This is a genomic window from Achromobacter sp. 46006, from assembly GCF_059761975.1.
Genome location: NZ_JCBANN010000022.1, coordinates 15015 through 27649, shown reverse-complemented (window position 1 = coordinate 27649; position 12635 = coordinate 15015). Strand labels below are relative to the sequence as shown.

13 protein-coding genes and 1 tRNA gene are annotated in these 12635 nt (G+C 65.3%); 7 read left to right on the top strand and 7 right to left on the bottom strand.

The genetic code is table 11. From position 1 onward, the window contains the following. Positions 1-9: 9 nt before the first annotated feature. The gene (locus AC6LKG_RS13020; protein ID WP_498164939.1) at positions 10-906 is read left to right on the top strand and encodes a DMT family transporter; all 897 of its coding nucleotides are present in this window, start codon (positions 10-12) and stop codon (positions 904-906) included. 14 nt (positions 907-920) lie between these two features. On the opposite strand, the gene gntR is transcribed toward AC6LKG_RS13020, so the two are convergent. Next, positions 921-1946, bottom strand: a complete 1026-nt coding sequence (gntR, locus tag AC6LKG_RS13015; protein ID WP_498164937.1) for an HTH-type transcriptional regulator GntR — start codon at positions 1944-1946, stop codon at positions 921-923. A 140-nt stretch (positions 1947-2086) separates the two neighbouring features. Here gntR and AC6LKG_RS13010 point away from each other — a divergent pair, with 140 nt between their 5' ends. The 4 genes from AC6LKG_RS13010 (at position 2087) to AC6LKG_RS12995 (ending at position 6915) form a co-directional block, all read left to right on the top strand. Beyond that, positions 2087-2629, top strand: coding sequence for a TRAP transporter small permease (locus AC6LKG_RS13010; RefSeq protein ID WP_498164935.1), 543 nt, complete (start codon positions 2087-2089; stop codon positions 2627-2629). A gap of 33 nt (positions 2630-2662) precedes the next feature. Beyond that, positions 2663-3943 carry a TRAP transporter large permease gene (locus AC6LKG_RS13005; protein WP_498164933.1) on the top strand — a complete coding sequence of 427 codons (1281 nt, stop codon included), beginning with the start codon at positions 2663-2665 and terminating at the stop codon, positions 3941-3943. Positions 3944-4001: 58 nt separating this feature from the next. After that, on the top strand, positions 4002-5018 hold the full coding sequence (locus tag AC6LKG_RS13000) for a TRAP transporter substrate-binding protein (RefSeq protein ID WP_498164931.1): 1017 nt from the start codon (positions 4002-4004) through the stop codon (positions 5016-5018). Between the two features lie 115 nt (positions 5019-5133). Continuing rightward, positions 5134-6915, top strand: a complete 1782-nt coding sequence (locus AC6LKG_RS12995; RefSeq protein ID WP_498164930.1) for an IlvD/Edd family dehydratase — start codon at positions 5134-5136, stop codon at positions 6913-6915. A 354-nt stretch (positions 6916-7269) separates the two neighbouring features. On the opposite strand, the gene AC6LKG_RS12990 is transcribed toward AC6LKG_RS12995, so the two are convergent. After that, positions 7270-7689, bottom strand: a complete 420-nt coding sequence (locus tag AC6LKG_RS12990; RefSeq protein WP_498164928.1) for a YbaN family protein — start codon at positions 7687-7689, stop codon at positions 7270-7272. 165 nt (positions 7690-7854) lie between these two features. Here AC6LKG_RS12990 and AC6LKG_RS12985 point away from each other — a divergent pair, with 165 nt between their 5' ends. Then, complete coding sequence (locus AC6LKG_RS12985) at positions 7855-8388, top strand: phosphonate degradation HD-domain oxygenase (RefSeq protein ID WP_498164927.1); 534 nt, start codon at positions 7855-7857, stop codon at positions 8386-8388. 110 nt (positions 8389-8498) lie between these two features. Here AC6LKG_RS12985 and AC6LKG_RS12980 read toward each other — a convergent pair whose 3' ends face one another. Next, entirely contained in the window at positions 8499-8777 is a 279-nt protein-coding gene (locus tag AC6LKG_RS12980) for a DUF2164 domain-containing protein (RefSeq protein ID WP_498164925.1), read from the bottom strand. A 379-nt stretch (positions 8778-9156) separates the two neighbouring features. Here AC6LKG_RS12980 and AC6LKG_RS12975 point away from each other — a divergent pair, with 379 nt between their 5' ends. Further along, positions 9157-9444: a hypothetical protein gene (locus AC6LKG_RS12975; RefSeq protein ID WP_498164924.1), complete on the top strand. Its 288-nt coding sequence runs from the start codon at positions 9157-9159 to the stop codon at positions 9442-9444. Between the two features lie 167 nt (positions 9445-9611). Here AC6LKG_RS12975 and AC6LKG_RS12970 read toward each other — a convergent pair. The 4 genes from AC6LKG_RS12970 to truA form a co-directional block, all read right to left on the bottom strand. Further along, positions 9612-9688 (bottom strand) — tRNA-Val (locus AC6LKG_RS12970). 235 nt (positions 9689-9923) lie between these two features. Beyond that, positions 9924-10586 (bottom strand): phosphoribosylanthranilate isomerase, encoded by a 663-nt coding sequence (locus tag AC6LKG_RS12965; RefSeq protein WP_498165005.1) that lies wholly within the window; start codon positions 10584-10586, stop codon positions 9924-9926. Positions 10587-10680: 94 nt separating this feature from the next. Continuing rightward, positions 10681-11775: a TRAP transporter substrate-binding protein gene (locus tag AC6LKG_RS12960; RefSeq protein WP_498164922.1), complete on the bottom strand. Its 1095-nt coding sequence runs from the start codon at positions 11773-11775 to the stop codon at positions 10681-10683. A gap of 38 nt (positions 11776-11813) precedes the next feature. Then, positions 11814-12635, bottom strand: a complete 822-nt coding sequence (gene truA, locus AC6LKG_RS12955) for a tRNA pseudouridine(38-40) synthase TruA (protein ID WP_498164920.1) — start codon at positions 12633-12635, stop codon at positions 11814-11816.

The window sequence follows — 12635 nt, the reverse complement described above, 5'->3', positions numbered from 1 at the left end:
CCCGCCGCCATGGCCACCTCCCCTGCCTCGACATCCGGCGTCATCCCGGCCGCTGGCGCGCGTCAGGCCGGCATCCTGCTGTTCTTCGCGGCGCTGCTGGCCTTTGCCACCTTCGACGCGGGTTCCAAGCAGATGCTGGCGCGCTATCCGGCGCCGTTCCTGAACATCATGCGCTATAGCGCGGTCGCGACGCTGGCGCTGGCGCTGCTGTGGCGCCAGCGCTGGCCAGACCTGCGCGGCGCCTCGCACAAGCCTCTGCTGGTGCTGCGCGGCATCATGCTGGCCACGGTCGGCACCTGCTTCATGACGGCCTTGATCTGGATGCCGCTGTCGGAGGCCACGGCCATCTACTTCACCTCGCCCCTGATCATGGTGGCGCTATCGCCCTGGCTGCTCGGCGAGCGTGTGCGGCCGGCGCAATGGACGGCGGTGGCGGCGGGTTTCGCGGGCATGTTGCTGATCGTGCGGCCCGGCGCCGACCTGCCACTGCTGGGCACCGTGCTGATGGCGGTCTCGGCCGTCGGCTACGCCATTTTCCAGGTGTTGACCCGCAAGCTGTCGGGCAAGGTGGCCGGACCAGTGCAATACGCCTACACCGCCTTCATCTGCCTGGCCGTTACCGCGCTGCCGGCGCCCTTTTTCCTGCCGGACCCCTGGCCTGCGCCGCTCGACATGGCCTTGATCGTGGGGCTGGGCGCCTGCAACGGACTGGCGCAGATACTGCTGATCGGGGCGTTCCAACGCGTCCCGGCGGCAACCCTGGCGCCACTGAACTACTTCCAGCTATTGCTGGCGGTGGCCTTCAGCACGTTCTGGTTCCAGCGTCCGCCCGATGGCCTGGCGCTGACCGGCATTGCAATGATCATGGCTTCCGGCGTGTTCCTGGCGCTGCGCCGCGCCGCCTAGGTTCGGCGCGTGGCTCAGGAGGTTTCGCGCTGCACCAGCGTGAAGCCCAGGTCAACGTGGCGCTGCGCGACGTCCTGCCCGGCCAGGTGGCGCATCAGCAATTGTGCCGCTGACCGGCCGATTTCATAGCGCGGCGTGGCGATGGTCGACAGCGGCGGCGTGGTCCAGGCCGTGCCGGCCAAGTCGTGAAAGCCCACCAAGGCCAACTGTCCGGGCACACTGAGGCCCAGCCGTCCGCACTGGAACACCGCTCCCTGCGCCAGGTCATCGTTGCAGAAGAACACCGCATCGCAATCGGGATGCCGCGCCCGCAGCGTTTCCAGCAACGCCGCCCCAAGCGCGATCGACGATTTCTCGGGCGTCATGATTTCCAGCGCCGGATCATACAGGCCGGCGTCGCGCAGCGCCTGCCGGCAGCCTTCGCAGCGGCGCAAGGAACGCGGATCGAGCTGGGCGCCGACGATGCCGATGCGCCGATAACCGCGCTCGACCAGGTGGCGGCCGGCGGCGTAACCGGAATCGAACTGCGAAAAGCCCACGCTCATGCCGTCGTCGCCGGCCAGCGTCTCGATGGTGTGGACTGTCGGAATACCCTGCGCCCGCAGTAATTCCCAAACCCCGGGGTTGTGGTCGATGCCGGTCAGGATCAGTCCATCGGGAAGGTGCTGCAGATACTTGCGCAGCAGCGCCTCCTCGGCATCGGGTGAATACCCCGTAACGCCGATCAGCAGATGGTAGCCCTGCGCATCCAGCACTTCCTTGATGCCCGTGATGATGTCGACGAACACCACATTGCTGAGCGAAGGAATCAGCACCACGATGGTCTGCGAGCGCGCCGACGCCAGCGCGCTGGCGGCGTGGTTGGGCACGTAGCCCAGTTCCTGGCACACCGCGGCGATGCGCAGGCGCACCGCCTCGGCCACTTTGTCGGGCGTGCGCAAGGCGCGCGACACAGTGATCGCGCTGACCCCGGCGCGGCGCGCGACCTCCTGCATGGTCACGCGTCCGGCGCGGGTGTTGCGGGGCTTGCGGCTGGACATCTGGTTGTGCTGGCAATGTCTGGAGATTGGCGAGCACGTAGTCTGACCGAAAGATCGGGGCTTGCCAAACCAAAAATGTTAGCGCTAACATCAGCACCACTACATCCATAAGAATTCCGGAAAACGGAAAGGAGACAAGCATGCATGGTTCCCCCGAGGGGCGGTCCGGTCCTGCCCGCCTGGCCCGCGCGGCGGATTGGTGCGCCCGGCTACAGACCTGGCTGATGGTGGCCTGCCTGGCCGTCATGGTGGTGCTGCTGTTCGGCAACGTCGCCCTGCGCTACCTGTTCAATTCCGGCATCAATGTCTCCGACGAGATCTCCCGCCTGGCCTTCGTCTGGTTGATCTTCCTGGGCGCGGTGCTGGCCCTGCGCGACCATCAGCATATCGGCGTCACGATGCTGGTGGACCGCTTCGGCCCGGTAGCTCGCCGGATTTCGCACGTTCTCTGTCAATTGCTGGTGCTGTGGACCCTGTGGCTGCTGGCCGACGGTAGCTGGACCCAGACCCTGATCGGGCTCGACACCCGCCTGCCGGTCACTTCGATGCCGCTGGCGGTGTTCAACGCCGCAGCGCTCTACGCCGCCATCGCGATGGGTCTGTTGACCCTGCTGGACCTCATCCGGGTGTTGGCCGGCGGCCCGCTGCCGGCGGAGTCCCGCGCCGAAGACCCGCTGGTCTGACCGGCCCGCCGCCATTCGTTCGGACCTGCACCCATGATCCTGACCGTCTTCCTGCTGGTATTGCTGGGGCTGATCGCCCTGGGCATGCCGATCGCGTTCGCGCTGCTGCTGAGCGCGATCGCCATGATGTTCCAACTCGATTTCTTCGACAGCCAGATCCTGGCGCAGAACATGCTGTCGGGCGCCAACAGCTTCACCCTGATGGCGGTGCCGCTGTTCATGCTGGCCGGCGAACTGATGAATGCCGGCGGCATCTCGCGCCGCATCGTCAACCTGGCCGGCATGTTCGTCGGCCATATCCAGGGCGGGCTGGGCTATGTCGCCATCTTCGCCAGCGTGCTGCTGGCGGCCCTGTCCGGTTCGGCCGTGGCCGACGCCGCCGCGCTAGGCTCGCTGCTGATCCCGATGCTGCGCGACAAGGGCTACGACGCCGGCCAGGCTTCCGGCCTGATCGCCGCGGGCGGCATCATCGCGCCGATCATTCCGCCGTCGATCTCGTTCATCATCTTCGGCGTCGCCACCAACATTTCCATCACCAAGCTGTTCTTCGCCGGCATCGCGCCGGGCCTGCTGATGGGCCTGACGCTGGTCGCGGTATGGACCTGGATCGCGCGCAGGCATGGCACAACCAAGGCCACGCCGCGCCAACCGTGGCGGGCACGCCTGCGGGCGCTACGCGAATCGGCCTGGGCGCTGCTGCTGCCGGTCATCATCATCGGCGGCCTGCGCGGCGGCATTTTCACCCCCACCGAGGCGGCCGTGGTGGCCGCCGTCTACGCGCTGCTGATCAGCCTGTTCGTCTACCGCGAGATCGGCCTGCGGCAGTTGCTGCCCCTGTTCGTCAACGCCGCCCGCACCACCGCCGTGGTCATGTTCCTTGTGGCGGCCGCCATGGTGTCGTCCTACATGATCACGCTGGCCGACATGCCGCAAGACCTGATCGCGCTGCTGGAACCGGTACTCGACCATCCCAGGCTGCTGATGTTTGCGCTGCTGGTGCTGCTGACGCTGGTGGGCATGGTCATGGACCTGACCCCCACCATCCTGATCCTGGCGCCGGTGCTCATGCCGGTCGTCACCCAGGCCGGCATCGATCCCGTCTACTTCGGCGTCATGTTCGTCATGGTGGGCTGCGTCGGCCTGCTGACCCCGCCAGTCGGCACCGTCCTGAACGTGGTCTGCGGCGTGGCCCGCATCAATATGGAAACGATCTGCAGAGGCGTATGGCGCTATGTGCTGGCCTACACGCTGCTGTTGATACTGCTGGTGATCTTCCCCGAGCTGATCACCGTTCCCGCGAGCTGGATGCACTGAAGCCCGCAAACAAGCGCGTCGCCCCGACGCCCCTTAGAAGACGCCAAGGAGGAGCACCATGAACCCCCGTTTCAAGATCCGTTTCATCGCATTGGCCGCGGCGCTGTCCTGCGCTTTTGCCGGCGCCGCCGCGGCCGCCGACGTCAAGCCGCGGTTGATCCGCTTCGGCTATGGTCTGAACGAAGACAGCGTGCAGGGCCGCGCCGCGCGTCACCTGGCGCAGGAGCTGGAAAAAATCAGCGGCGGCAAACTCAAGATGAAGACCTTCGGTTCCGCCAACCTGGGCTCCGACGAGCAGATGCAGGGCGCGCTGGTGGGCGGCGCCCAGGAGATGATGGTAGGCTCCACCGCGCCGCTGGCCGGCATGGTCAAGGAATTCGGCGTCTTCGACCTGCCGTTCCTGTTCAACAGCGAAAAAGAGGCCGACGCCGTGCTGGACGGCCAACTGGGCCGGGACCTGCTCGACAAGCTGGAAGCCAAGGGCCTGGTGGGCCTGGTGTATTGGGAGAACGGCTTTCGCAACATGACCAACTCCAAGCACCCCATCGTACGCGCCGAAGACCTGCAGGGCATCAAACTGCGCGTGATGCAGAACCAGATCGCGCTGGGCGTGTTCAATACGCTGGGCGCGAACGCCGTGCCGATGCCGTTTTCGGAACTGTTCACCGCACTCGAGACCCGTACCGTCGATGGCCAGGAAAACCCCGTCACCACAATCCAGAGCAGCAAATTCTACGAGGTGCAGCCTTACCTGACCATCACCCGCCACGTCTATACGCCCTGGGTGGTGATGGCGTCCAAGAAATGGTGGGACAAACTCTCACCCGACGAACAGCAGTTGGTGCGACAGGCCGCCGAGGCTTCGCGCGATTTCGAGCGCAAGGACAGCCGCGCCGACTCGCTGAAGGCAATGGGCACGCTGGAAAAGGCCGGCATGAAGATCAACACGGTGTCGCCGGAGGAAGTGGCGCGCATGCGCGAGAAAGTGCAACCCGTGGTCGACAAGTACACCCAGGAACTGGGCCCGGACCTGATCAAGCGGCTGAACGCCGAAATCAGCAAGGCACGCAACTAGAACGATGGGCGCGGGGAATGGCCGGCGGCACGCCGCCGGCGCCCCGGCACCGGGAGCGGCCACCGCCCCGGCCCGCCCGCACAGGCACCGCCCCCTTGAAGCACACGAGGCCCCCATGACCGACTCCGCGCGCAAACTGCGCAGCCAGAAATGGTTCGACGATCCCGCCCACGCCGACATGACGGCGATCTACGTGGAACGCTACCTGAACTACGGCCTGACGCGCCAGGAACTGCAATCGGGCCGCCCCATCATCGGCATCGCCCAGACCGGCAGCGACCTGGCGCCGTGCAACCGCCACCATCTGGCATTGGCCGAACGTATCAAGGCCGGCATCCGCGACGCCGGCGGCATCCCGATGGAGTTCCCGGTGCATCCGCTGGCCGAACAGGGCCGCCGCCCGACCGCGGCGCTGGACCGCAACCTGGCCTATCTGGGCCTGGTGGAGATCCTGCATGGCTACCCGCTGGACGGCGTGGTGCTGACCACCGGCTGCGACAAGACCACGCCGGCCTGCCTGATGGCGGCGGCCACCGTTGACATCCCCGCCATCGTGCTGTCGGGCGGCCCCATGCTGGACGGCTGGCACGATGGCCAGCGGGTCGGCTCCGGCACGGTCATCTGGCACGCCCGCAACCTGATGGCGGCGGGCAAGCTGGACTACGAAGGTTTCATGACGCTGGCCACGGCATCCTCGCCGTCCATCGGCCACTGCAACACCATGGGCACCGCGCTGTCCATGAACTCGCTGGCCGAGGCGCTGGGCATGTCGCTGCCTACCTGCGCCAGCATTCCGGCGCCCTATCGTGAGCGCGGGCAGATGGCCTATGCCACCGGCCTGCGCATCTGCGACATGGTGCGCGAGGACCTGCGCCCGTCCCATATCCTGACGCGCGAGGCATTCGAGAACGCCATCGTCGTCGCCTCGGCGCTGGGCGCGTCCAGCAACTGTCCGCCGCACCTGATCGCCATGGCGCGCCACGCCGGTATCGACCTGAGCCTGGACGACTGGCAGCGGCTGGGCGAAGACGTGCCGCTGTTGGTGAACTGCGTGCCCGCTGGCGAACACCTGGGCGAAGGCTTCCACCGCGCCGGCGGCGTCCCGGCCGTGATGCACGAACTGTTGGTTGCCGGCCGCCTGCACGCCGATTGCGCCACCGTCTCCGGCAAGACCATCGGCCAGATAGCCGCCGACGCCAAGACGCACGATGCGGACGTCATCCGCGCCTGCGATGCGCCGCTCAAGCACCGCGCCGGCTTCATCGTGTTGTCGGGCAATTTCTTCGACAGCGCGGTCATCAAGATGTCGGTGGTGGGCGAGGCGTTCCGCCGCGCCTATCTGTCGGCGCCCGGCGACGAGAACGCCTTCGAGGCCCGCGCCATCGTGTTCGAAGGCCCCGAGGACTACCACGCGCGCATCGAGGACCCCGCGCTGAACATCGACGAGCACTGCATCCTGGTCATCCGCGGCGCCGGCACGGTCGGTTATCCCGGCAGCGCCGAAGTCGTCAACATGGCGCCGCCCTCGCACCTGCTCAAGCGCGGCATCGACTCGCTGCCCTGCCTGGGCGACGGCCGCCAGAGCGGCACCTCGGCCAGCCCGTCGATCCTGAACATGTCGCCCGAGGCCGCTGTCGGCGGCGGGCTGGCGCTGCTGCGCACCGGCGACCGCATTCGCGTCGACCTGAACCAGCGCAGCGTCATCGCGCTGGTGGACGAAGCCGAACTGGCGCGGCGCCGGCAGGAGCCGGCGTACCAGCCGCCGCCGGCGCAGACGCCCTGGCAGGAACTGTATCGGCAACTGGTGGGCCAGCTATCCACCGGCGGCTGCCTGGAACCCGCGACGCTGTATCTCAAAGTGGTCGAGACCCGCGGCGATCCGCGCCACTCACACTGACGGAGGCGGGCCGGAATCAGTCCGTGAAGAACCGGTTGAACATGGCCCACTGCGTGAACAGGCCGGGCCATGCATGCACCGGCGAATCCGGCTTGCCCATGTCCCAGTCAAGCTTGCCGGCCGCGAAGATGTGCACCTCGCGGCCGGCACGCCCAGGCGTCGCCAGGCGGCATGAATCGGAGCGCTCGGGCCGCTACGCCACCAGCCGCGGCCGCGACACCCGCGTGACCGATCCCTTGGCGCTGACCTGCTCGGCGTCCCCGGGGGCCGGATCCACCGGCCGCGCGGTTGCCGGGGCCGCGGAAAGTGACGGTTTCGGCGCGTTACGGCCAGCGCGGGGCTTTCAACCGGCCTTCACGCCCCTGCCGCCGGACCGCCGCTTTCGCCAGGCGTTTTCTGTTGCGGATCGAGCGCTCGCGGACTGGGACGGCTCAGCACATAAGCGGCGCTTGCAAGGAAGAACAGGCCTACGCCGGATGCAAGCAAAAGCGACGGATGCGCGCCCCACCAGAACAGGCCATAGCCCACCGCCATGCCCAGCGACGCATACAACTTGCCCTTGCGCGATACCGCCCCCTGCTCACGCCAGGCGCGCAGCGACGGGCCGTAGGTCGGGCTGTCCAGCAACCAGCGCTCCAGGCGCGGTGACGAGCGTGAAAAACAGGCCACCGCCAGGATCAGGAAAATCGTCGTCGGCATCACCGGCAGAAAGGCGCCGATCACGCCCAGCGCCAGCATCGCGCAACCCAGGATCAGCCACAGTGCTCTCATCATGATGGGGTGCAGGATAACGCAGTTGTGCGGTGGCGCAGCGAATCGCGATGACAACCACGCTGGCAAAGCGCATGGAATCCGCATCGGCCAAATTGTTCCAGTCATCTAGATGTCAACATAATGGAATACCGTGCCTGACAATCCATCAATCCGAAGGTATTGCCCGTGCTTACGCTCCCCATCATCCAGGACCTGTTCGCCCGTCACGGCGTCGCCTACTACGGCGGCGAAGCCATCAGCCAGACCGAACACGCGTTGCAGTGCGCGCAACTGGCTGAACAGGCCGGCGAATCCGACGCCATGATCGTCGCCGCGCTGCTGCATGACATCGGCCACCTGATGCTCGCCGAGAGTATCACCACCGATATGCGCCACCAGGACGTAGCCGCAACGGCCCTGGCCTCGCTGTTCCGCGAGAACGTCACGGCGCCCGTGCGCCTGCACGTTGCCGCCAAGCGCTACCTGGGCGCGATCGAGCCCGCCTATCTGGACAGCTTGTCGCCCGCCTCGGTACAGAGCCTGTCCTTGCAGGGCGGCGTGTTCAGCCCACAACAGGCGGACGCCTTCATCGCGCAACCGCATGCCATGGCCGCGGTGCGGCTGCGCCGCTACGACGACCAGGCCAAGGTGGTCGGACTGGATACGCCACCACTGACGCACTATTTGGAGATGGCGGAACGCTGCTTGCGGGCGGCTTGAGCCCCGGTGAGCCTCACTTTTCCCGCCATGCTATCGGCCGCAAATACGCGCCCACTTGAACCGGGGCTCCTGCCGCGCAGCCCGCAGGCGCACCGCCCATGCCGCCGCCGTCACTTGCGGCGCCCCCGCCCGTCCTTCTCATGCTTGCGCCAATAGCCGAACTCTTCTTCGTGGACTTCCAGATCCACTTCGGCGACCCGTGACTGCAGCCGTTCCTGCACATCGGCAACGGCGCGGTTATAAATCACCGGCCCGACTTCTTCCAGGAAGAACCCCAGTAGCGCGCCCGCCGCGATACCCCCAATCGGCTCTTCCATATACTGATCAAAATACCGGCGGATAGAAGCAATCGCGGTCTCGCGCGCCTCTCGTTCCAGTTCGATGGCCATGCGTTTTCCTTGGCTGCTTCGGTTATCGCGTAACTGGGCCGCCGACGCCGCCCATGCTGGGGTCGGCAGTCATAGTGCCACAAGCCCAGCCGATTCGCAGCGCGCCAGCCGGCCCGCTATTGCCGGAGCCATTCCCCGCGCCCGCCGCGCCTGGCGCCAACATAATCCCATTGCGCCCCGCAGATCGAGCACACATACATCTCATGCCTGACCCGTCCTTTGAAAGCCGCCAGGCTGCGTACCTCGCCCAGGCTGATCAGGCGCTCATGGCCGTCCATTCCAACCGAGCCTTGCGTCATTCCCTCACAATCACCGCAATCGTTCATCGCCGGAAACCTTTCATTTTTCTTTCGCAGGAATCCTACAAAATGAATCGGCCATGAGTTTCATGAATTCTCACGGAAATGCGTCTGCCGCCCACGGGCGGTTAATAGGGGATGAAGAGGAAAATGCGGAGGCTCTCGCCCGAAATAATCGGCTTAGCCGGAACTGCCAGGCTTGGTTCCCAGACGGCCTGAATCCGCAGGTACTAAAAACTGGGCTAGGGTCAAAGCGCAACATGGTGCGCCGGGCGTACAACCACGCGGAGTATCTGGACGAGCGCCGGCAACTGATGCAGTGGTGGTCGGATTATCTCGACAGTTGCGCGGTCAAGGCGGAAAAATGAGGTCCAGAGGGCCTACCCTTATTATTTTTTTTGGCCCTACCCTCATTCCTACCCTTAAATCTCTTGGCGCTACTGGGCAGCACTTGGCAGCGCACTAAGCAAAAAGCCGCGAAGTCAAAGACTTACGCGGCTTTTAAGGTGGTGCTTGGCACCACTTTGCAGGAATTTGGTAGGCGGTATTGGAATCGAACCAACGACCTCCACGATGTCAACGTGGCGCTCTAACCAGCTGAGCTAACCGCCTGCAAAGAAGAAGAATTATATAGTGCTTTTTTGAACTCTGCAAATCGTCTTTTCAGATTTTTTGCTGTTTTCATTGCGTGGGATTTTTATCGCGTCGCATCGGCCTGCTTTTATCAGGCTATCTTTGCAGCCTGATCGCCACAGCGGTTTTACCAGTTTGGTTTCACCAGCCATTTGGCGTACTTGCCTTGCCACGCATTCACCACACACTGCCAACTTGCACCGGCAATTTCTTCCTATTTCTTCGCGTCTGCGGCATGCACCGCAGCAACGAAGAACGAGATTCTATCAGAACTTTTTATTCCTTGCTCGACTTCGACGCCACTGCTCACATCGACCGCCCACGGTCGCACGGCCTGCACCGCGACGGCGACGTTGTCAGGGTTCAGGCCACCCGACAGGATCAAGGGACGTGACACCGGATCAGCCTTCACGTCCTCCAGCAAACCGTGGTCAAACCCATGGCCACTGCCGCCGTAACCGGCGCTGTAGCTGTCGAACAGCCAGCCGGCAGCCTCCCCATAGGCACGGCAATAGGTGGCCAGGCTTGCGGCCGTTTCCAGGCCAGGCGCGCCAGCGCGGAACGCGCGCAGGTAGCGGCGGCCATGGCGCGCGCATTCCTGCGGTGTTTCGTCGCCATGGAATTGCAGCAACTCGGGGCCGACTTCGTCCAGCACGGCCTGCACCTCATCCGGCTGCGGATTCACGAACAGCGCGACCACGTCGACGAACGCCGGCACCAGGCGACGCAGTTGCGCGGCGCGGGTTGGCGCGACGTAGCGCTTGCTCTTGGGATAGAAAACGAAACCGATCGCATCGACCCCCGCCGAAACGGCGGCATCGATGTCTTCTTCGCGGGTCAGGCCGCAGATCTTGATGCGTGTGCGCATGGCATTCAGTGCTTGTGTCGCCCAGCGCGACGGATTTGGCCAGTATAAAGGCTGAGCTCACCAACGCCGGCGTACGCTGCCCAAGTCATGGCAACGCCCGGGCTCAAGCGCCCGCTTGCCCGAGCGTGGCCATTAGGGAGTCGAAGCTGCCCTCGGCCACCCGGAACCAGGGGATTTCCTTGTCGCGAAAGGCCGTCATGCTCTCGTACAGCTTCTTGAACATCGGATCCCTCGCGCTCAATTCCTGATAAAGCTTGAGCGCGGCCGCATGCGCGGCCTGCAACACAGGCCTGGGAAACGCCTTGAGCTGGGCGCCGCGCTGCACAAGCCGGCGCAGGGCATCGGGATTGCCGGCGTCGTACTTCGCGATCATGTTGGCGGTGGCCATCCGGCAGGCCAACGCCAGCGCCGCCTGGTAGGACTTGGGCAGTTCGTCATACGCCTGCTGGTTCACGTAGAGCGACAATTGCAGGGTCCCCGCCCACCAGCCAGGGAAGTAGTAATTCCTGGCGACTTTGTAAAGCGCCAGGTTTTCGTCGTCATGCGGACCGATCCAGGCCACCGCGTCGACGCCCCCCTGCTCCAGCGCCGCGTAGGTGTCGGCGACGGGCAGATCGACAGGTTCCGCGCCCATGCGTGCCAGTACCTGACGCGCAAAACCGCCAGCCTTGACCTTCAAGCCGCGCAGGTCGTCGACCGTCTTGACCTCGCCCCGGAACCAGCCCCCCATCTGCGCGCCGGTGAACCCGCAGGGAAAATTCAGGATGCCGTACTTGTCGAACAGCACGCGCGTCAGCGCCAGGCCTTCGCCCTGCAACATCCAGGCGTTCATCTGCCGGGTATTCAGGCCGAACGGCACGCCAGCGTCGAAACACAATGCCGGGTCGGTGTCGAAAAAGCGGGTCGAGGCAGTGTGGCCGCAATCGACGACGCGTTGTTGCACGGCTTCCAACACCTGGCCGGCCTCCACCAGGTCGCCGGCCGAAAAGATCTCGATGCGGAACCTGCCATCGGTGACGTCGGCGACATAGCGCGCCACGTCTTCGGCGCCGGCGAACAGGGTCGGCGATTCATTGGGAAAACTCGAGGCCAGCCGCCATGACACCGGCGGCGCCTCCTGCGCGTGGGCCGGCGCAACAATCACGGCGCCGCTGGCGGCTCCCAGAGCGGTTCGCTTCAAAAACGCGCGGCGTTGCATGAGACAGGCCTCCATTGGGCGCCGGGGCGGGCGTCCGGCTAGATCCGGCCGCCCGCCGGCTGGGTGAATGGCGAGAGCAGCACCGCCCCGCCATCCAGTTCGTCCAGGCCGAACTCGTCCGGATAGTCGATGGCCGACAGATACAGGCCATCGGGAGAAAACGTGGGCGCGCCACGCCTGCGGTCGCGCCAGGACAGCAACTGCGCCATCCAGTCGACCGACTCGCGGCCCTGCCCGATCTGCAGCAGCGCCCCCATGATATTGCGCACCATGTGATGCAGGAAGGCATTGGCGCGCAGCGTGAACACCAGGAAAGCCCCACGCTCGTCGATGTCCAGTTGGTGCATGATGCGCACGGGGTGCCTGGCCTGGCATTGCGAGGAGCGAAAACTGGAAAAATCGTGCTCGCCCAGCAAGGCCCGTGCCGCCAGGCGCATGGCGTCGACATCCAGCGGATGGTGGCACCAGCCGGCGCGCCCGGCCCACAAGGCCGGACGCACGCGTCCGCGCCACAACAGATAGACGTAGGTACGGGCCCGGGCGGAAAACCGCGCGTGGAAATCGTCCGGCACGGCCTTGGCCCACTGCACCGATATACTGGCCGGCAGGAACGCGTTCACACCCCGGACCCAGGATTCCATGCGCCGCTCCAACGCGGTATCCAGGTGGATCACCTGCATCGCGCCATGCACGCCGGTATCCGTACGGCCGGCGCAGATGGTGGGAACGGCCTGCGTCACGCCGCAGAATTGTGCCAGGGCGGCCTCCAGCGTGTCCTGCACCGTTTGCCGGTGCGGCTGGGTCTGCCAGCCCTGCCAGGCGGAGCCGTCATACGCCAGCCCCATTGCAACTCTGGACAT

What these genes read in the sequence shown, in the direction of transcription:
- AC6LKG_RS13020 (WP_498164939.1), top strand. Translation starts at nt 10, where the DNA reads ATGGCCACCTCCCCTGCCTCGACATCCGGCGTCATCCCGGCCGCTGGC.
- gntR (WP_498164937.1), bottom strand. Translation starts at nt 1,946, where the DNA reads ATGTCCAGCCGCAAGCCCCGCAACACCCGCGCCGGACGCGTGACCATG.
- AC6LKG_RS13010 (WP_498164935.1), top strand. Translation starts at nt 2,087, where the DNA reads ATGCATGGTTCCCCCGAGGGGCGGTCCGGTCCTGCCCGCCTGGCCCGC.
- AC6LKG_RS13005 (WP_498164933.1), top strand. Translation starts at nt 2,663, where the DNA reads ATGATCCTGACCGTCTTCCTGCTGGTATTGCTGGGGCTGATCGCCCTG.
- AC6LKG_RS13000 (WP_498164931.1), top strand. Translation starts at nt 4,002, where the DNA reads ATGAACCCCCGTTTCAAGATCCGTTTCATCGCATTGGCCGCGGCGCTG.
- AC6LKG_RS12995 (WP_498164930.1), top strand. Translation starts at nt 5,134, where the DNA reads ATGACCGACTCCGCGCGCAAACTGCGCAGCCAGAAATGGTTCGACGAT.
- AC6LKG_RS12990 (WP_498164928.1), bottom strand. Translation starts at nt 7,689, where the DNA reads ATGATGAGAGCACTGTGGCTGATCCTGGGTTGCGCGATGCTGGCGCTG.
- AC6LKG_RS12980 (WP_498164925.1), bottom strand. Translation starts at nt 8,777, where the DNA reads ATGGCCATCGAACTGGAACGAGAGGCGCGCGAGACCGCGATTGCTTCT.
- AC6LKG_RS12975 (WP_498164924.1), top strand. Translation starts at nt 9,157, where the DNA reads ATGAGTTTCATGAATTCTCACGGAAATGCGTCTGCCGCCCACGGGCGG.
- AC6LKG_RS12960 (WP_498164922.1), bottom strand. Translation starts at nt 11,775, where the DNA reads ATGCAACGCCGCGCGTTTTTGAAGCGAACCGCTCTGGGAGCCGCCAGC.
- truA (WP_498164920.1), bottom strand. Translation starts at nt 12,635, where the DNA reads ATGTCCAGAGTTGCAATGGGGCTGGCGTATGACGGCTCCGCCTGGCAG.